This is a genomic window from Bacillus basilensis, assembly GCF_050630465.1.
Taxonomy (GTDB): domain Bacteria; phylum Bacillota; class Bacilli; order Bacillales; family Bacillaceae_G; genus Bacillus_A; species Bacillus_A basilensis.
In genome coordinates, this window is record NZ_JBNTQO010000004.1 from 450,327 (window position 1) to 469,683 (window position 19,357).

Below are 19,357 nucleotides of genomic sequence, written 5' to 3' on the forward strand. Positions count from 1 at the left end.
TTTAAAAAGTATTGACTTGTGAAAAAAGTTAGGTCTATAATGAGTGCAACTTAAAAAAATGCAAGCGTTGATGAAGAAGAGTACACATGATGAACATGTCAGAGAGCTGATGGTTGGTGCGAATCAGTATGGAATTGATGTGGAATGGGCTTCGGAGCTTCCAAACCGAAACGAAAGAAGTAGGCTTTGGCGACATGATCTCATCGATACAAGAGACACGTATTGTTTTTGATACGGTAAAGTGCGTTACGTTCGTAACGAATTAAGGTGGCACCACGGGAGTACCCGTCCTTTCTATAGGATGAGTACTCCCTTTTTGTGTATAAAAAATTAAATAAATGAAATCGTTTAAGTAAGAAGAGTACGTATATTGGAGACGTTACAGAGAGCCGGGGATAGGTGGGAGCCCGGTGCGGTGCCATATGCGGAATGGGCTTACGAGAGGTATGCTGAACAATTATTTTCAGTAGGCAACCCGGGTTCCGCCGTTACAAGGATAAGGTATATATTTTGTACCTGAATAAAGCGGGATGCTTTTGCGTCCAACATGAGGTGGTACCACGGTAAACTTATCGTCCTCTACATATTTTTGATATGTAGAGGACTTTTTTATTTTTCAGGATGAGGTGAAAGACATGATGACAAAAGAGGAATTTATAAAACAAAAAGAACAAAGAAAAACATTTTTAGTAATCGCTGAAGAAGAAGGAGATAGCATTACGCCAATTTCTTTATATAGACGTATGAAAGGTAAGAAGAGGTTCTTATTAGAAAGCTCACAACTTCATCAAGATAAAGGACGCTATTCTTACTTAGGGTGTAATCCGTATGGTGAAGTGAAAAGTATCGGTACAGAAGTGGAACGAACGATTTACGGTCAAACAGAAGAGTTGCAAGGTAACGTACTACAAGTGTTAGAAGAAGTAATCGTGTCAACACAAGTAGACAGTCCACTTCCATTTTGCGGAGGAGCAGTTGGTTATATTGGCTATGATGTCATTCGGCAATATGAAAATATAGGCGTGGATTTACACGACCCATTAAATATTCCAGAAGTACACCTTTTACTATATCGTGAGTTTATCGTATATGACCACTTACGCCAAAAATTATCATTTGTATATGTATGCAGGGAAGATGATGTAGCTTCTTATGAAGAAGTATACGAAAGGCTGCGAGCATACAAAGAGGAATTGCTACAGGGAGAAGAAGCTGAAGTAACTGAAATAAAATCAACATTATCATTCACTTCTTCTATAACGGAAAAAGAATTTTGCGCGATGGTAGAAACGGCGAAAGAACACATTCGAGCCGGGGACATATTCCAAGTCGTATTATCTCAGCGTTTGCAAAGTGAATGTATTGGTGATCCTTTCGCTTTATACCGCAAACTGCGCATTGCAAACCCATCACCATATATGTTTTATATCGATTTTCAAGATTATGTTGTACTCGGTTCTTCGCCAGAAAGTTTGTTATCAGTAAGAGACGAGAAAGTGATGACAAATCCAATTGCGGGTACGAGGCCAAGGGGAAAAACGAAGGAGCAAGATGCTGTAATTGAAAAAGAACTGTTAGAAAATGAGAAAGAGCGAGCAGAGCATATGATGCTTGTAGATCTTGGGCGAAACGATATTGGTAGAGTGAGTGAAATCGGCTCAGTTACGATAGATAAATATATGAAAGTAGAAAAATATTCTCACGTTATGCACATTGTATCTGAAGTTTACGGAATATTGCGAAAACTAATGAGTGGATTTGATGCATTAGCGTACTGCTTACCAGCAGGAACCGTTTCAGGCGCTCCGAAAATTAGGGCAATGGAAATTATAAATGAACTAGAGAATGAAAAAAGAAATGTATACGCCGGTGCAGTTGGATACGTTAGTTTTTCTGGAAATCTTGATATGGCGCTTGCCATTCGAACAATGGTCGTAAAAGATGAAAAAGCATACGTTCAGGCAGGAGCGGGCATCGTTTATGATTCAGAACCAGTAGCTGAATATGAAGAAACGTTAAATAAAGCGAGAGCGCTTTTGGAGGTAATGAAATGATTGTACTGATCGATAATTATGATTCATTCACATATAACTTGTATCAATTGTTAGGGGAATACGAAGAAGAAATTGTAGTCGTAAGAAATGATGAAATAACGATAGGGCAGTTAGAAGAGATGAACCCAAAAGGAATTGTGCTTTCACCAGGACCAGGAAAACCAGAAGATGCTGGGATTTGTATTGATGTCATCCATCATTTTTATAAGAACGTTCCCATATTAGGTATTTGCCTTGGTCATCAAGCAATTATATCGGCATTTGGAGGAGAAATTGTTAGAGCGGAACGCATTAAACATGGAAAAACATCACGTGTGAAACATAATGGGGCTTCAATCTTTTCATATGTAAAACAGCCATTAACGGCGATGCGCTACCATTCGCTTGTTGCAGCACAAACGAGCTTACCAGAGTGTTTTGACATACTAGCGACAGCGATGGACGACGGAGAAATTATGGCAGTTCGTCACAATTATTATCCGCTCTTTGGATTACAGTTTCATCCGGAATCAATCGCAACAGAAGAAGGCGGAAAGTTAATACGTGCCTTTTTAGGCGAAGTGAAAGAGGAGGAAAGAGTATGAATAACTATCTTCGTAAATTAGTGGAGGGGCAACATTTAACAGAAGAGGAGATGTATAGAGCAGGGCTTCTTTTATTAAATGAAAATATATTGGAAAGTGAAATTGCAGCTTTCTTAGTCTTACTGAAAGCGAAAGGTGAAACAGCAGAAGAAATATACGGTCTTGTTCGAGCTCTTCACGAAAAGGCATTACCGTTTTCGAATCATATACAAGGTGCGATGGACAATTGCGGGACAGGTGGTGACGGTGCTCAAACGTTTAATATTAGCACAACATCGGCATTTGTACTGGCGGGATCAGGTGTAAAAGTTGCAAAACATGGTAATCGTGCTGTTTCTAGTAAAACAGGAAGTGCGGATTTATTAGAAGAACTCGGTGTAAATATTAGTAGTACGCCAAACGAAATTGATTATTTATTAGAGCATGTCGGAATCGCATTTTTATTCGCACCAGCGATGCACCCAGCATTAAGGCGCATTATGAAAATAAGAAAAGAATTAAATGTTCCGACGATCTTTAACTTAATAGGCCCTTTAACAAATCCGGTGAATTTAGAAACACAATTTGTCGGCATTTATAAACGAGATATGTTACTACCAGTTGCACAAGTATTACAGAAACTAGGAAGAAAACAAGCACTTGTCGTAAACGGAAGTGGATTTTTAGATGAAGCATCATTGCAAGGAGAAAATCATGTTGTTATTTTAAAAGATAATGAAATAGTAGAAACGAGTATTGAACCTGAGAAATATGGTTTTCCAATAGTGAAAAACGAAGAGATAAGAGGTGGGAATTCGAAAGAAAATGCAAAGATTACGCTTGGAGTATTAAGCGGAGAAAAGAGCGTCTATCGCGATACTGTTTTATTAAATGCAGGTCTGGCCCTTTTCGCAAATGGAAAAGCAGAAACAATTGAAGAAGGAATTAAACTCGCAGCACATAGCATTGACGCTGGAAAAGCATTAGCGAAACTAAACTTATTAATTACAGCAAGTAATGAAAAATTAGAAAGGGTGAATTAAAGTGGGGACGATTTTAGACAAAATTGTAGACCAAAAGAAAACGGAAGTTGCGGCATTATATGAAACGTATACACCAATAAAAGAAAGTAGAAAGACACATTCACTTGTAGAAGCATTACAGCAGTTTACTGTCATTGCAGAAGTAAAGCGAGCATCACCATCAAAAGGAGATATTAATTTACACGTTGATGTACGAAAACAAGTAAAAACATATGAAGATTGCGGCGCAGGAGCAGTTTCGGTTTTAACAGACGGACAATTTTTTAAAGGATCTTTTCATGATTTACAAACGGCAAGAGAAGAAAGTAACATTCCTCTTTTATGTAAAGATTTCATAATCGATAAGATTCAAATCGATAGAGCGTATGAAGCTGGTGCAGATATTATTTTACTAATCGTAGCCGCTTTAACGAAAGAGAAATTAAAAGAGCTGTATAGCTACGTACTAGAAAAAGGATTAGAAGCGATCGTTGAAGTTCATGATGAACAGGAATTAGAAATTGCAATCCAATTAAATCCACACGTTATTGGTATTAACAACCGTAATTTGAAAACATTTGAAGTCGATTTAGGCCAAACAGAAAAGCTTGGAAAACGATTGAATGGGGAGAAATTACTTTGGATTAGCGAAAGTGGTATCCATTTAAAAGAGGATATTATTCGTGTTAAAAAAGCAGGAGCAAAAGGTGTATTAGTTGGAGAAGCGCTTATGACATCATCTTCTATTCGTACCTTTTTTGAAGATTGTAAGGTGAACGTATGAAAGTGAAAATTTGCGGCATCACTGATATGGAAACAGCAAAACGTGCTTGCGAATACGGAACAGATGCACTCGGATTTGTTTTTGCAGAAAGTAAGCGAAAAATCAATCCAGAGCTAGCGAAAGAAATCATTCAGGAGCTTCCAGCAAATGTGTTAAAAGTCGGTGTTTTCGTAAATGAATCAGTTGAAGTAATTCAAAAAATTGCAGATGAGTGCGGGTTAACACATGTGCAACTACATGGGGATGAAGATAATTATCAAATCAGAAAATTGAATATTCCGTCTATAAAAGCGCTCGGAGTAACTTCAGAAGAGGATATGAAAAACGCTCAAACATATGAAGTGGATTATATATTGTTTGATAGCCCAAAAGAAAAGTTTTACGGAGGCAATGGAAAGAAATTTTCATGGGAACTACTTGGGCATATGCCAAACGAGTTGCGATCAAAAACGATATTAGCTGGTGGATTAAACATTTCTAATATAGAAGAAGCAATTCGAACTATTCAGCCATATATGGTGGATGTGAGTAGTGGAGTAGAGACTGAAGGAAAAAAAGATCTAAAGAAAATAAAACAATTTATTATAAAAGCGAAGGAGTGTTCCAAATGAACTACGCATATCCAGATGAAAAAGGACATTACGGTATATACGGAGGACGATACGTTCCAGAAACGTTAATGCAATCTGTATTGGAACTAGAAGAAGCATATAAAGAAGCGATGCAAGATGAAGCGTTCCAAAAGGAATTAAATCATTATTTAAAAACGTACGTAGGGAGAGAAACACCGCTTTATTTCGCTGAAAATATGACGAAGTATTGCGGCGGTGCAAAGATTTATTTAAAACGTGAAGATTTGAACCATACAGGAGCTCATAAAATTAACAATACAATCGGTCAGGCACTTCTTGCAGTAAGAATGGGTAAGAAAAAAGTTGTCGCTGAAACGGGGGCAGGACAACACGGAGTTGCAACAGCTACTGTATGTGCCCTTCTCGGATTAGAATGCGTCATCTTTATGGGAGAAGAAGATGTGAGACGTCAAAAATTAAATGTGTTCCGAATGGAATTACTCGGAGCGAAAGTAGAAAGTGTAGCGGCAGGTAGCGGTACATTAAAAGATGCGGTGAACGAGGCGCTTCGCTACTGGGTTTCACATGTGCATGATACGCACTACATTATGGGATCCGTTCTCGGACCGCATCCATTCCCGCAAATTGTCCGTGATTTCCAAAGTGTAATTGGGAAAGAAACGAAAAAACAATATGAAGCGTTAGAAGGAAAGTTACCAGAAGCGGTCGTTGCTTGTATTGGCGGTGGTAGTAATGCGATGGGAATGTTTTATCCGTTCGTACACGATGAAGAAGTTGCTCTTTACGGCGTTGAAGCAGCTGGAAAAGGCGTTCATACAGAAAAACATGCAGCCACTTTAACGAAAGGAAGTGTCGGTGTTTTACACGGATCGATGATGTATCTTCTGCAAAATGAAGAAGGACAAATTCAAGAAGCTCATTCTATTTCAGCAGGACTAGATTATCCAGGCGTTGGACCAGAACATAGTTTATTAAAAGATATTGGGCGTGTTTCTTATCATTCGATTACAGATAATGAAGCGTTAGAAGCATTTCAATTATTAACGAAAAAAGAAGGGATTATCCCAGCGTTAGAAAGTTCACATGCTGTTGCATATGCATTAAAATTAGCTCCGAAAATGAAGCAAGATGAAGGACTTGTCATTTGCTTATCTGGCCGTGGTGATAAAGATGTAGAGAGTATAAAACGTTATATGGAAGAGGTGTAAAAAATGGGAGTAGAAAAAATTAAAGCAGTGTTTGAAAATGGTAAAAAAGCATTTATTCCGTATGTAATGGGTGGAGATGGTGGCCTTGAAAAACTAAAAGAAAGAATTCGATTTCTAGATGAAGCAGGGGCAAGTATCGTTGAAATTGGCATTCCATTTTCAGATCCAGTTGCAGACGGTCCAACGATTCAAAGAGCAGGAAAAAGAGCGTTAGATAGTGGTGTAACAGTAAAAGGTATCTTTCAAGCGCTAGCAGAAGTAAGGAAAGAAGTACAAATTCCATTTGTACTCATGACATATTTAAATCCAGTACTTGCATTCGGAAAAGAACGATTCATTGAGAGATGCTTAGAGGCTGGTGTGGATGGTATTATCGTTCCAGACTTACCGTATGAAGAACAAGACATTATTGCACCGCTTCTCCGCACTGCAAATATCGCTTTAATCCCACTCGTTACCGTTACGAGCCCAATTGAGCGAATCAAAAAAATTACGAGTGAATCAGAAGGGTTCGTCTACGCCGTTACAGTAGCGGGCGTAACAGGAGTACGTCAAAACTTTAAAGATGAGATTCATAGTTACTTAGAAAAAGTAAAATCACATACGCATTTACCGGTAGTGGCAGGGTTCGGTATTTCAACAAAGGAACATGTAGAAGAAATGATTACAATATGTGACGGTGTTGTCGTTGGAAGTAAAGTTATTGAGCTTTTAGAAAATGAAAAACGAGAAGAAATATGTGAATTAATACAGGCAGTAAAACAAAAAGAAGAGGCATGAGTCTCTTCTTTTTGTTTTGAGTAATAAATGATAAAATATACAGAAAATACATATAATTTAGAGGTGAGAAGGCATGCTAAGACGTAAACTACTATATCTACTTTTAACTGTACCACTATACGCTTGGCTTATTAGCATGACGAAAATAGAGTTGATGGCTCTATTTTTAGGATATGTATTCATCTTTTCCAACTTAAATCGGATTCAAGAGCAATCTATTTTAGAAATATGTATATTTTCGATTAGTATAGAATTATTTAGTATCGTTTCGATTGTATTATTAAATGAATTATTCAGATGGATTCATTCATTTGAATTAATGAAATTTGGGAATATTGTAATGCAAGCAATATGTGTTTATATTGTATTTGTTGTGTTAGGAAAAATAATTGGGAAGCAAACAGTTTTTCAGGATAATAGAAAATGGGAGTGATTCAAAAAGGAGCTAAACAGCTCCTTTTTTGAATCTGTTGTAAAAAAAATTGAAAAATATGACATCTGTTATATAATAGTTAAAAATTGTATTTTAAATGAAATGAGATGATAACATGGCCATATTGTTGGCACTTATCCCAATTATGATGATTTTCATTTGTTTATTTTTATTTAAACAAACGTCATTAAGATCCTCGTTAATTTCTTATGCGGTATGTGTTGGAATCGTTTTACTCTCGCCAACGTTTCAACTAGGGATAAGTGAAACTGTGCACGCAACGATTAAAGGATGGTTAATTTGTTTCATTGTCGGGTACGTTTTATTTTTCGGTATTTTTTTATTTCACCTCATGAACAAAATGGGGTACATCGACCAAGTAGCACGTTTTCTAGAAGAGGTTACGCATGATCGTTTATTACAAATGCTTCTTATGTGTTTCGGTATTTGCCCACTAATTGAATCAGTAAGTGGATTCGGAATCGGCTTCATGGTTGCAGCACCTATTTTTCTTTCATTAGGTTATAAACCGTTTCAAGCTGTACTGCTCTCTTTTATCGGCTTACTAGCTAGTTCGTGGGGCGCAATGGCAACTGGTACGATTATTGGTTCGCAGCTTATCAATATGCCGCTTACAATACTTGGTACAAATACAGCATTACTAAGTATTCCGATGTTTGCTTACTTCGTCATTCTCTCTTTACACGTTGTTGGCGGCTGGCAAGCGGTTATAGAAAAGTGGAAGGAAGGACTTGGTTTCTTTCTATTATTTTCTCTCGGAATCTATCTGTCTAATGCGTACGTAAGTGTTGAACTAGCAGGTATATTAAGTTCTATCGTTACCATTACATTGGGCTTTCTTATCATTAAATTAAAAGGAAAAAGTGGGCAAAATCTAATGACAGAACATGCTGCGGCAACGGAGAGAGAAGTATCTATTATAAAAATTATTAGCCCTTATATATTTCTAACCGTTTGTATTTTGCTTTCTCGCCTCGTTCCAGCATTCCATGATGTATTCAGATCATATGCGGTTCTTGATTTAAAATCATACTCTTACAAACTAGAGCTACTATATTCGCCAGGTTTTTGGCTAGGTATGACTTGTTTATTTACAATCATTTTCTTCCGAATTCCATCTAATATTATGAAACAATCAATCTCACAAACGATAAAACAATGGATCCCGTTCGCTATTACAACGACAATGTTTATTGCTATTTCAGAACTAATGGGCGCATCTGGCATGCATTCATTACTAGCAAAAACAGCTGGTGAAACATTTGGAACATTTTTCGTTTTCGTTGCTCCATTCATCGGTGGTATCGGTGGCTTTTTAACAGGTAGCAATGCAGGATCAAATGCGATGTTCATAAAACTACAAATGCAAACCGCACAAAACGTAGCACTCCCGTGGCAATACGTCACAACACTGCAAAACACCGCATCGTCAGTAGCGACAATCGCTTGCCCGTCACGGATTACACTGGGGGCGTATTTATGTAACATACCATATCGTGAAAATGAACTATTAAAGAAGACGACGTTAATGATTTTTGGAGCGGTGTTACTTATAGTAGTGGAAGTTATTTTCTGGTATATGTTGAGAAATTAAAAATTCTCCTATATTTAGGAGGATTTTTTTTGTTACTGGATAATGCTTTAAATTATGAAAAGCTTCTACTAAATGAATAGGAGATGAAATGTATGCCCTTAAAAAACTATGGTGTGCTAAAAGGTACAGTTATACAATCAAAGATTGGAAAAGGGAAAACTCCTCATTATCAAGTTCATTTACAAGGCGAAGCAGAAGTAGATTATCGTATTGCAATTAACGTGAAATCGCAAAGTTATCCGTCAGAAGTTTTATATTTTGCGAGCGACAATATTCGGTCAGAGGCGATTCGTATTTTACCGATGTTACCATTCGGTTTTACAGAAATAAAAAACAATGAACCGAAAGTAGCTTTAGACTACGTAAGAGGTAATTTATTTGATTCGAAACAAATGATTCCTTTACCTGCTGAAAAAGCAGGAGTAGATAATGATTTAAATGAAAAAATAGAACATTATATAAAACGAGCAATAGAAGAAAAAGCGACTATTTATGCGTTTGGTGAAAGGTGGGGACCAGAAGAAAATATACCGGATTCCTATTTTCATTTCGAACCAGGAAACGGTATACACGATATTCATATGAATCAAGGGAATGTAGAGAAATGGAAAGGTGATAATGGTATATGGCAAGACGGAGGCATACTCATTCACTTTGAGAAGGAAGAAAAATGGATCGGTATCTTTCTTGCCTTCCAATCACAGTCATGGTGTACCGATGAGGAGGGGCATGCTCGTGTTCCGGTTGAGCATTGTAATTATAAGAGAAATAACTGATGAGAAGAGCTAGTTCAAAATGGACTAGCTCTTCTCATTGTATACAAGATATATAGTGATGAAATTATGTTTGTAATATTAAAAAATGCTGATAGGGTTATTGATTTTTATTCGTATTAGAAAGTAGGTACTAATTAGCAGTGCAAGGAGGTCTAGCTTTGAAGATAACGGAAGAAAATGTTGTGCAACAAATAAAAAAGCGTGATGAGAAAAGCATTACGTTTATTATTCAAACATACGGCGGTTTACTAAGCGCTATTATTAAAAGATATGTACAGAGCAATCAACAAGATTATGAAGAATGCTTAGATGATGTATTATTAGCGATTTGGTTTCATATCGATTCATTTGATTCAAGTAAAAATACGTTTAAACAATGGATAGCAGCCATTGCAAAATATCGGGCAATTGATTATCAGCGGAAAAATGTGAGAAATCAGCAACAAACTGTCTGTACAGAGATTAATGATCGTCTGTATCAAGAACAAAGAAAACAAAATGACTTCTTAGACGTACAGGAACTGCTTAGTGAGTTGTCAGTAACAGATCGTAACATTTTTGAAAAGTATTATTTAGAAGGTGTACCGTCTCGTGAAATTGCATCCCATCTTAACGTGAAGGAGTCATGGATTCATAACAAACTGTCACGCGGACGAAAAAAGCTCAAACAGATTTTTATTTTTAAAAATGGAGTGTGAGGGCATGTCTATTTATAAAGAGTTAAATGATATTCAGTTGGATATCACAGAGTTTGAGGAGACTCCCTTAACCAAACTAGAGGAAAAGCAGTGGGAAAAACGTGTGAAAAATAAGCTCCGTAAAAACAAACATTCAAAAAAATGGTTCGGAGTCGCAGCAGCTTGCATGCTAATTGTCAGCATTACAGTGCCGCTTGGACAAACATCTTTAGCAAATATGCCATTTATCGCGGGATTAATTGAAAAATATATTGATAAACAGCAACCACTTGACTATTCTCCCTATAAAACGGCTATTGGGAAAACCGCTGAAAATAAATACGGTAAACTGACTTTAAATGAGGTACTAATGGATGAAAATAAATTATTCATCAGTTCAACATTTGAGCCAGCGAAGGGTGTAAAATTTGATTATCAAACATATTTAATTCCACAGGTACGAATAAATGGGCGTGACTTTTCTAATACAAAGGATGCACAATCAATTGAAGTACAGGATTCTATGTATACAATCTACGGTGGTATCGAGTTAAGTGAAATGCCACAAACCGATGAACTTCAAATCGAAATTACTTATGATACATTCAACAGGGATACTGTAATTGAGCAACCATGGATATTTGATATTGAAGTATCGCAAGCTCAGTTGATACAAGAGAAGCGGACGTTTGATTTAAATGAAACAATTGCTTTATCCGATGGTAATAAAGTAACTGTTAACAAAGTAGTTTCTACGCCGATTTCTACAACAATTTATTATGATGTGACACAAAGTGCAAATGAAGATATTTATTTTAAAATCGAATCAGAATCTGGAAAAACACATACATTTAAAGAAGCATCTATATCGAGTGAAGATGGTGGTATTTCTTTTAGTAGATTTGATGGAATTAATATATCAGTAGGGAAATATTCACTTGTACCTTATTCGGGGAAAGAAAACACAACAATTGGACCACCTATTTCGATTCAATAAATTATTAAAGCTGATAAATAATTATTTAAGGAGAGAAGAGGGCGTTCAAAAAGAACGCCCTCTTCTTATTTTAGAAAACCCAAAACTAACAAGTGTAGAAATACAAGAGAAAAGCAGTGCCACGCTAGAAAACGCAATGAGGTACATATTATATTTCATAACCTGTCCAATTAGCTGGTTACTGTCGTACTGAAAAAGTCCTGCTATTATATTGAATAAAAATAACACGATAAACATGACGATGACACCGTCTATGGATCCTTTAATGTCTGGTTTACTTAAAGCGATATGTGCAGAAATACAAATGGCGATAAATAAAAATAACCAAAAGGAAGGATTTAATAAATTGCTTATTGTAAATAAGCTTTTCAACAATACAAACGTCGACAAGAGCATGTTTTGAACCATTTCTATATTAATAGAAGTAGAAGCGATTGTCTTTTCGAGAGTTGTATTAAATAAGAAATATGAATCTGGTACGAAATAGCGCATTAAAAGGATTAATGCTGTAATACCCGAAATAATAGGACCAATTCCAATGAAGAAGTTCCCAATTCGTTGATAGACACTTTTTTGATTGTATTGATGTTGTACGTAACCTAAAGCACCTTGACTTGTATCTGTTGGGAAAAACTGCGTTGCTACAATTTTATGACGAAATAGTACACACATAATGGCATGTCCAAGTTCGTGAATAGGGACACCAATCCACGCTGTTAAAAGGAATCCTTTTCTTCCGAAAGCTCTCGACCAATACATTCGTGTGAGAGATTCTAAATAGCCTAATAGAAATCCGATTACAATAATAATGCCAATTAAAGAAAATAATTGGATTACGCTTGTAAGGAGTATTTGAACAATTGAGTTTACAAATTCCATTGTTTTTCATCCAATCTGTTAAAAATGTTATTTGCTCTGTTTCATAATAGCATTATTTCTCAAGATTGCTAGCATATATATTCTTTTGAAAGAAGGATTTCATAATCTTTTTCTTGTAGTCATGTTTTATGTCCAAAGTCATATATTGAATTTGTAACACCCTATACGGTATATGCTTAAAGGAGGGATGAGAGAATGAAATGTTCGGCGTGTCATACGGAAAATACAACAGAGGCAAGGTTTTGCGGGAATTGTGGACATTCGTTAACGGAAGAAGTAGTGGTAAGTAGTGGCCAAGAAGAAGAGCCGGAACAAGTGCGTGTAGCACAAGCAAAGGAAACTCGAACGAATGAAACGGTAGAGCAAGCGAAGCGATTTGCGAGTGGGTATTTTCAGTTTTTTAAACATGCTTTCAAAGCACCGACAGCGATTATGAAAAGCGGCAAGGTTGAAGTACGAAATGGAATTGTAAGTCTTGTTCTTATTTGTTTTTTAGGGGCATGTATTTTTTATAGAATGATGAGTGCTGCAGCAGCTGTTACGAAAACATTTGCACCAGATATACCTACTCCTACATTCTTTTTGGACTCTGTAACGGTCTTTTTATTTTTATTAATTTTAACTTTATTTGTCGGATTTATTATTTTTGTAAGTGGGAAGATGATGAAATCATCTTTTTCGTTTCTTGAAGTATTCGGTATATGGGGAACGATAGCAACGCCTGCTATTGCTATATTAGTACTTTCTTTTCTGTTTAGCTTTTTATTAATCTTTTTCTTACCAATCTTATTAGGTCTGGCTACAACGTATATGTCAATTAGTATAATTGTAGCTATAGTAAAACTAGATAACGGCGGATTAGATCCTATTTACACACTTCTTATCGCAAATGTTTTAATCGGAATTGCAACATTCATTGTACTGTGGTCTTACATTAGTACGATAATTCAAACCTTTACACAGGGATTAACTGGCTTCTAATGAAAAGGTGGTTGAATGGATGAATGTATGTACAAAGTGTGGGACTCAGTTTGAAGATGGTGTACAATTTTGTCAAAACTGCGGGATGAAGAGGGGAAGTCCAGTAGTAAAGAAGAACATGAGCGGTGGTGCAAAGATTGGCATTACGTTGTTAACGCTATTTGTTATAGCGAGTGTGGGACTGTATTTGTATGGATTATCGTATTATAAGCAGGCGGCACAAGTGGACCGGATGATTACGATTTTACAAGAGAAGGACGGGGAAAAGTTAGCTGAAATCGTCACCGCAGATGATCCATCAGTTACTGTAACGAGAGAGAGTTTAACGCCTCTATTTTCATATATAAAAGAAAATCCATCCTACGTGAATGAATTGAGAGAACATTTGAGGATAGGTGAAAAACAAGGGAACGGAATCGAAAGAGCAGATTTTTCGTTAACGAAAGACGGAAAGTATTTCTTTTTATTTGATCGGTATAAATTGAAAGCGAGGACGTATTATACGACGTTGCTTTCAAATGAAAAAGGTACAACTTTAAAAATGAACGGAAAAGAAATTGATAAAACAGATGACAAAAAGTTTGAGAAGCAATATGGACCGTTTCTTCCAGGAAATCAAGTATTTCAATCAGAATATAAAAATGACTATGTAAAACTATCACGTGAGGAAAAGGTTGTACTTATGAAACAAAGCCAAAATAACGTAACGATAGATTTAACGTTGCAAGGACAATATATTACAGTGCAAACGAACGTGCCTAGTGCGACATTATATGTGAATCAAAAGCCAGTTACAGTGCTGGTGGGAGAAGAAATTACGTGGGGACCGGTAGCGACTGATGGAAGTACGACAATTTATTTAGAGCGAAATGGAGAAAGTGGACGGGAAACGACAAAAGTAGAAACGGTAACAGCATTTTCAACTTATAATCTTCCATTCCAAAAGAAAAGTACAGAAAAAACAGTTGTTTACAATGTTACTCCGCCAGCTACGACTCAGTATGTATATAATGGCTTCATCTTTCCTGATAGTGATATTCGAAAATTAACGAGTGGGGACTTAACATATTTATCGAAAGAACAATTGAAAATAGCGAGAAACGAAATATACGCAAGACATGGACATATGTTTCAAACGAAAGATATGCAAGCGTATTTTTCAAAACAGTCTTGGTATAGAGAAAATCCGTATTATACAGGAAAGCTAACGGATATTGAATCTTATAATGTTGAACTCATTAAATCAAGAGAATAGAACACGTGAAAAAGGTACAGTGCATAACTGTACCTTTTTTATAGTTATTTATCTGAACCAGGATCCCTTGAGAAAAAGATGTGAAAGAGAAATGTGACTTTACTTGATCCTCCAGATGTACTAGCTTGTATATGGGATAAAGGACCACACGTTAAAGCTGCCTCGGAATGGGGTGGTACGACTATTTTGAGCGCATGATCTGATTCTGGTGAAGCAGTAACAGTTATTGTATCATCAGAAAAGTTAAGAATTTTAACAGAACCGACTGGAAAGATGGACTTGCCAGCATGTGATGCTGAAGCGAATTGGGTAGCTTTCCATATATCTTGCGCAAACGTATCATCGTTAGATAACCAAGCACGAGCGCTGTATATTGTTGCATTAATGGAAAATTCTTGGTCAAGGGAGAGGGCGGGTTTCGGTTCTTTTGGTTCTTGCGGTTCATCTGGAAGCTGAGCGAGAAGGCCGGCGCACATGTATGTTTCACCTACTTTCAATTGTTACTGTTATAGCATATTAAACATGTTGTTTATAAGACACGACGGTTACCTATTAAAGTATAGGTTTGTGCACCAAATTTGAAGATGAAATTATCTTTCTTTACAATAGAAGTAGGTGTTATTTCTATAAAATATGGAAAGCGTAAAGAGTATGTAAAAAAAGAAGGAGTGGTAAAGTGAACTATGTCATTATTGGCGGAGATGCAGCTGGTATGAGTGCAGCTATGCAAATTGTTAGAAACGATGAAAATGCAAATGTTGTGACGTTAGAAAAAGGTGAAATTTATTCGTACGCTCAGTGTGGATTACCGTATGTCATTAGTGGTGCTATCGCTTCAACGGAAAAATTAATCGCGCGTAATGTGAAGACGTTTCGTGATAAATACGGAATTGATGCGAAAGTACGACATGAAGTAACGAAAGTAGATACGGAAAAGAAAATGGTGTACGCAGAGCATACGGAGACGAAAGATGTTTTTGAATTTTCGTATGACCGTTTATTAATTGCGACCGGAGTACGTCCTGTCATGCCAGAATGGGAAGGACGAGAGTTACAAGGCGTTCATCTTTTAAAAACAATTCCGGATGCTGAGCGCATATTAAAAACGCTAGAAACGAATAAAGTTGAGAATGTAACCATTATTGGCGGCGGTGCAATTGGGCTGGAAATGGCAGAAACATTCGTCGAACTTGGTAAAAAAGTGAGAATGATTGAGCGAAATGATCATATCGGTACGATTTATGATGCAGATATGGCGGAATATATACATAAAGAAGCAGATAAACATCATATTGAAATTTTAACGAATGAAAATGTAAAAGCGTTTAAAGGGAATGAACGAGTAGAAGCAGTTGAAACTGATAAAGGAACGTTTAAAGCAGACCTTGTTTTAGTATCTGTTGGAGTGAAGCCAAATACTGATTTTCTTGAAGGAACAAATATACGTACAAATCATAAAGGGGCGATTGAGGTAAATGCATATATGCAAACGAATGTGCAAGACGTATATGCAGCTGGTGATTGTGCGACACATTACCACGTTATAAAGGAAATTCATGATCATATCCCGCTCGGAACGACTGCCAATAAACAAGGGCGACTTGCTGGACTGAATATGCTTGATAAACGAAGAGCCTTTAAAGGAACGTTAGGTACAGGCATTATTAAATTTATGGATCTGACGCTTGCAAGAACAGGCTTAAATGAAAAAGAGGCGAAAGGGCTACATATCCCGTATAAAACAGTCAAAGTAGATTCGACAAATATGGCGGGCTATTATCCAAATGCAAAACCACTTTACTTGAAATTACTCTATCGCTCTGACACGAAACAATTATTAGGCGGACAAGTAATTGGAGAAGAAGGCGTAGATAAACGTATTGATGTAATCGCAATGGCACTTTTCAATAAAATGAGCATTCACGATTTAGAAGATGTCGATTTAAGTTACGCACCACCATATAACAGCGTTTGGGATCCAATTCAGCAAGCGGCAAGACGAGCGGAATAGCACTTTTTAAGTGCTATTTTTTCGTTAAAGGGGAATCGTCATTTTTGTCGAATGAAGAGGATTGGGAAATAGTTACATATAGGGAAGGGGATCATTAAAAATGTTTGTAACACTTCAAGCAGTTCAAGAATCAGAAAAAGAGATATTACGTAATTTGTATGCACTATATCTTCATGACCTCTCTACATTCACTCCTCATATAACGATTGGGACAAATGGTTTTTTTGAATACGAAGATTTACACATGTTTTGGGTAAATGATGGAATTACTCCGTATTTTATTAAAAGTGATAATGATATTGTAGGATTTTTATTACTACTGGAACGTCCATTCTTAAAGAAGGAAAATGACTTTGGTATTAATGACATTTTCATATTGAATCAATACAAGGGGAAAGGAATCGGTAAACAAGTTATTAAGAATGTACTAAAAGAGAAACGAGGATAATATTTCGTTATCGAACTTGTGAAAAATATACCAGCAGTTTCTTTTTGGAAGAAAGTATATAGGGAGCTAAACATCGAATTTGATGAGAAAACACAGTTAATCGATGATGAAGAATGTCTCGTTCAAACGTTTAAAATATAATGAGATGGATGCTCCTAGTATATTACTTTGAAATTTAATTTTATTTTGAATATACCGTTCACCCTTGAAAACATAGTACATATGGCTTATATTGTCATATAGTATTTATTTTTAAATAAAGCAATGAACGAACCAGGGGGCACAGTATGGCAATTAACATGAAAACAATCGAAGAATGGATTGCTGAATCAAACGCAAGACATGAAGAAGACTTTGGAAATGTTGTTGAAGAGATGAAAGAAGTATGTGTCGGACTTGATAATGCGACATTAATTTATACGAAAAATGTATTTTGTTTCGGTAAGAAAGTAGAAGTATTGTTCTTCTTCCAAGACCATGTCGTGATCGGACAAGAAAAAGACGAATATATTGAAATTGAAAAGTTAAAGTATGATGCCATTACACATAGCAACTTAAAAACAAATGACAAAAATACAACGTTAGAAATAAAGTTTGCTAACGGACAAGCTATCAATTTAGATAGTTTAAATGATAACTACGGTACGAAAAATTGGTTATTTGCAAGACAAATTAAGAGTATCTTTAAATTAATCTAGTAAAAAAGCACGCCGATAGCCGGCGTGCTTCTAAATACGTAAATCCCCTTTTAACCAATTCCGCGCTCGATAGGCTCCAACAGGAATTTGAATAAGTGACGTTTCATTTCCAACATCTATCCCGTACAACTGATTACATGAATTTGTATCAAAACTAAGTAAAGGATGCCCGCCCATCCCCATCGCGGTCGCTGCAAAAACGAGTTTATGAACGAGTATACCAGCTTCCATTTGGTGAATACGGTATCCTCTATAGCCTAATGCGCGTGTATAGTAATCTTTCTTTCCGATTACATGTAGGCAAAGCGGTACTTGAAAAAGGCTTACGTTATCCATCGTCATGCTGGATTGAAGGGGATAACGAAGATCTCCGTATCGTATAGGTTGTATGGAATGAGTTTTACTGTTATAAGCGTAAGCACCGTTTTCTATATCTTTTACGTTATAAAAACATCCATATAATGAGACACGTGCATTTTCATTTATATACTTACCATCAAGGTCGTTGTAATAAGGGAAGGAGAGTCTCGCTTCTTGTAGTAAAGTAGCTAGACTGGTTGCATCCCATTTCGTTAAAATAAAGTCAGCATCAGGGGAATACCGTTGTTTACAAAGTTGTAAGAAATCGTATGATAACCGCTCTACTTTCGGTAGCTGTACAGCGTGCGCATTATGTTGAGAGCGCTCTTCATGAGCGAATGTTTGGAAGTGTGCTGTCGATTCAATCATAGAAGCTTCATTTATTTTTGATATCATTGGATATTCATCTACATGTTTTGAGCGAACGAGATGTTCATGTGCTAACGGCGGAATTTGCTGCAACAGGTCATGAGAAGTAACTGTTTTATTTTCACGGTAATCATTGTGAAACCAATCAGTTTGTAGTTCTGTACTTAAAGGAACAACAGCATACACGCTTTCTTCACTTTCTGACAGTCCGAGTAAATGATTTATTGCACGGTCTAAAAACTGAAAATATACGCCATTTGTGTAACCAAATTGTTTGGCACATTCAAGTAATTGGCCGATGAGAACACCACTATCTAATCCTTGAAGACGATATGAAAAATTATTGTATTTAAAGAAATTTTTCCAAAACATGGTGGATACAAATGCAGCACCAAAACAAGACTGTATGTTACAACGATTGCCAAGTGCTTCTGTAATATAAGAGTCGAAATTTCCTTCGCGTAGTAAGATAAGTCGATGATGTGCGACGTCGTAATGGTAAATGCCGTATGGATAATCGTCAATCTTTAAATATATATACAATTCATTTGGATATAAAGCACCGCCTGAAGGAATAGACCTTCGGAATAAAATTTTCTCGCTATTTAGTTGGCACAATTGTGTTAAACCAAATGAATACCAAAGGTAATGACCAATTTCCTCCAAAGTAGGTGTAGTAGAAGGGTTAGGTAAAGATAATGGGATTTCTAAAGAGAGAGGAATTGCAGGTACATTTCGATATATTTTATAAGGAAGCGGTGCATCTTCCCAATCCACTTCATGATCTGGCATAATTTCATCAATAGAAAAATGGAGATGATGTAAAAAAGTATCTAGCTGCATGAAATCCCTCC

Annotated in this window: 19 protein-coding genes, 1 pseudogene and 2 other annotated features; of the genes and pseudogenes, 17 read left to right on the forward strand and 3 right to left on the reverse strand. The window is 36.5% G+C overall.

Annotated elements, in window-relative coordinates; translation table 11 throughout:
* Positions 1-58 precede the first annotated feature (58 nt).
* Positions 59-296, forward strand: a binding site (T-box leader).
* 42 nt (positions 297-338) lie between these two features.
* Positions 339-583 (forward strand) — a binding site (T-box leader).
* Positions 584-635: 52 nt separating this feature from the next.
* The 12 genes from trpE (at position 636) to ACQVV1_RS11735 (ending at position 11,502) form a co-directional block, all read left to right on the forward strand.
* Positions 636-2,054, forward strand: a complete 1,419-nt coding sequence (gene trpE / locus ACQVV1_RS11680) for an anthranilate synthase component I (RefSeq protein WP_431168894.1) — start codon at positions 636-638, stop codon at positions 2,052-2,054.
* Positions 2,051-2,638: an anthranilate synthase component II gene (locus tag ACQVV1_RS11685; RefSeq protein ID WP_242250993.1), complete on the forward strand. Its 588-nt coding sequence runs from the start codon at positions 2,051-2,053 to the stop codon at positions 2,636-2,638. Before trpE ends, ACQVV1_RS11685 begins: the two co-directional genes overlap by 4 nt.
* Positions 2,635-3,660 carry an anthranilate phosphoribosyltransferase gene (gene trpD / locus ACQVV1_RS11690; protein ID WP_309259849.1) on the forward strand — a complete coding sequence of 342 codons (1,026 nt, stop codon included), beginning with the start codon at positions 2,635-2,637 and terminating at the stop codon, positions 3,658-3,660. The genes ACQVV1_RS11685 and trpD overlap by 4 nt, the downstream gene beginning before the upstream one ends.
* A gap of 1 nt (position 3,661) precedes the next feature.
* A complete protein-coding gene (gene trpC / locus ACQVV1_RS11695; protein WP_242250997.1) occupies positions 3,662-4,423 on the forward strand; it encodes an indole-3-glycerol phosphate synthase TrpC in 762 nt (253 codons plus the stop codon).
* On the forward strand, positions 4,420-5,034 hold the full coding sequence (locus tag ACQVV1_RS11700; protein WP_242250998.1) for a phosphoribosylanthranilate isomerase: 615 nt from the start codon (positions 4,420-4,422) through the stop codon (positions 5,032-5,034). Before trpC ends, ACQVV1_RS11700 begins: the two co-directional genes overlap by 4 nt.
* Positions 5,031-6,224: a tryptophan synthase subunit beta gene (gene trpB / locus ACQVV1_RS11705; protein ID WP_242250999.1), complete on the forward strand. Its 1,194-nt coding sequence runs from the start codon at positions 5,031-5,033 to the stop codon at positions 6,222-6,224. Before ACQVV1_RS11700 ends, trpB begins: the two co-directional genes overlap by 4 nt.
* 3 nt (positions 6,225-6,227) lie before the next feature.
* Positions 6,228-7,004, forward strand: coding sequence for a tryptophan synthase subunit alpha (gene trpA, locus ACQVV1_RS11710; RefSeq protein ID WP_309259851.1), 777 nt, complete (start codon positions 6,228-6,230; stop codon positions 7,002-7,004).
* Positions 7,005-7,077: 73 nt separating this feature from the next.
* The gene (locus ACQVV1_RS11715; protein WP_063224570.1) at positions 7,078-7,437 is read left to right on the forward strand and encodes a DUF4029 domain-containing protein; all 360 of its coding nucleotides are present in this window, start codon (positions 7,078-7,080) and stop codon (positions 7,435-7,437) included.
* A 115-nt stretch (positions 7,438-7,552) separates the two neighbouring features.
* On the forward strand, positions 7,553-9,052 hold the full coding sequence (locus tag ACQVV1_RS11720) for an L-lactate permease (RefSeq protein WP_242251001.1): 1,500 nt from the start codon (positions 7,553-7,555) through the stop codon (positions 9,050-9,052).
* 92 nt (positions 9,053-9,144) lie between these two features.
* Positions 9,145-9,828, forward strand: coding sequence for a DUF2278 family protein (locus ACQVV1_RS11725; RefSeq protein ID WP_309259852.1), 684 nt, complete (start codon positions 9,145-9,147; stop codon positions 9,826-9,828).
* A 158-nt stretch (positions 9,829-9,986) separates the two neighbouring features.
* Positions 9,987-10,526, forward strand: a complete 540-nt coding sequence (locus ACQVV1_RS11730) for a sigma-70 family RNA polymerase sigma factor (protein ID WP_309259853.1) — start codon at positions 9,987-9,989, stop codon at positions 10,524-10,526.
* Positions 10,527-10,530: 4 nt separating this feature from the next.
* Positions 10,531-11,502: a DUF4179 domain-containing protein gene (locus ACQVV1_RS11735; RefSeq protein ID WP_431168895.1), complete on the forward strand. Its 972-nt coding sequence runs from the start codon at positions 10,531-10,533 to the stop codon at positions 11,500-11,502.
* 45 nt (positions 11,503-11,547) lie between these two features.
* Here the strand turns inward: ACQVV1_RS11735 and ACQVV1_RS11740 are convergent, their stop codons facing one another.
* On the reverse strand, positions 11,548-12,381 hold the full coding sequence (locus tag ACQVV1_RS11740; protein WP_063224567.1) for a hypothetical protein: 834 nt from the start codon (positions 12,379-12,381) through the stop codon (positions 11,548-11,550).
* 195 nt (positions 12,382-12,576) lie between these two features.
* Between ACQVV1_RS11740 and ACQVV1_RS11745 the strand changes: the two genes are divergently transcribed.
* The gene (locus tag ACQVV1_RS11745; RefSeq protein WP_242251005.1) at positions 12,577-13,362 is read left to right on the forward strand and encodes a zinc ribbon domain-containing protein; all 786 of its coding nucleotides are present in this window, start codon (positions 12,577-12,579) and stop codon (positions 13,360-13,362) included.
* A gap of 19 nt (positions 13,363-13,381) precedes the next feature.
* The gene (locus ACQVV1_RS11750) at positions 13,382-14,617 is read left to right on the forward strand and encodes a TcaA 3rd/4th domain-containing protein (protein ID WP_431168896.1); all 1,236 of its coding nucleotides are present in this window, start codon (positions 13,382-13,384) and stop codon (positions 14,615-14,617) included.
* Between the two features lie 44 nt (positions 14,618-14,661).
* Here the strand turns inward: ACQVV1_RS11750 and ACQVV1_RS11755 are convergent, their stop codons facing one another.
* A complete protein-coding gene (locus ACQVV1_RS11755) occupies positions 14,662-15,093 on the reverse strand; it encodes a hypothetical protein (RefSeq protein ID WP_063224565.1) in 432 nt (143 codons plus the stop codon).
* A 200-nt stretch (positions 15,094-15,293) separates the two neighbouring features.
* Between ACQVV1_RS11755 and ACQVV1_RS11760 the strand changes: the two genes are divergently transcribed.
* The 3 genes and pseudogenes from ACQVV1_RS11760 to ACQVV1_RS11770 all read left to right on the forward strand — a co-directional run bounded on the left by ACQVV1_RS11760 (position 15,294) and on the right by ACQVV1_RS11770 (position 17,774).
* Complete coding sequence (locus ACQVV1_RS11760) at positions 15,294-16,628, forward strand: CoA-disulfide reductase (RefSeq protein ID WP_242251007.1); 1,335 nt, start codon at positions 15,294-15,296, stop codon at positions 16,626-16,628.
* Between the two features lie 100 nt (positions 16,629-16,728).
* Positions 16,729-17,217: pseudogene (locus ACQVV1_RS11765) on the forward strand (GNAT family N-acetyltransferase).
* A 146-nt stretch (positions 17,218-17,363) separates the two neighbouring features.
* The gene (locus ACQVV1_RS11770) at positions 17,364-17,774 is read left to right on the forward strand and encodes a DUF3908 family protein (protein ID WP_431168897.1); all 411 of its coding nucleotides are present in this window, start codon (positions 17,364-17,366) and stop codon (positions 17,772-17,774) included.
* Positions 17,775-17,804: 30 nt separating this feature from the next.
* Here the strand turns inward: ACQVV1_RS11770 and ACQVV1_RS11775 are convergent, their stop codons facing one another.
* Complete coding sequence (locus ACQVV1_RS11775) at positions 17,805-19,346, reverse strand: SagB family peptide dehydrogenase (RefSeq protein ID WP_242251009.1); 1,542 nt, start codon at positions 19,344-19,346, stop codon at positions 17,805-17,807.
* Positions 19,347-19,357 lie beyond the last annotated feature (11 nt).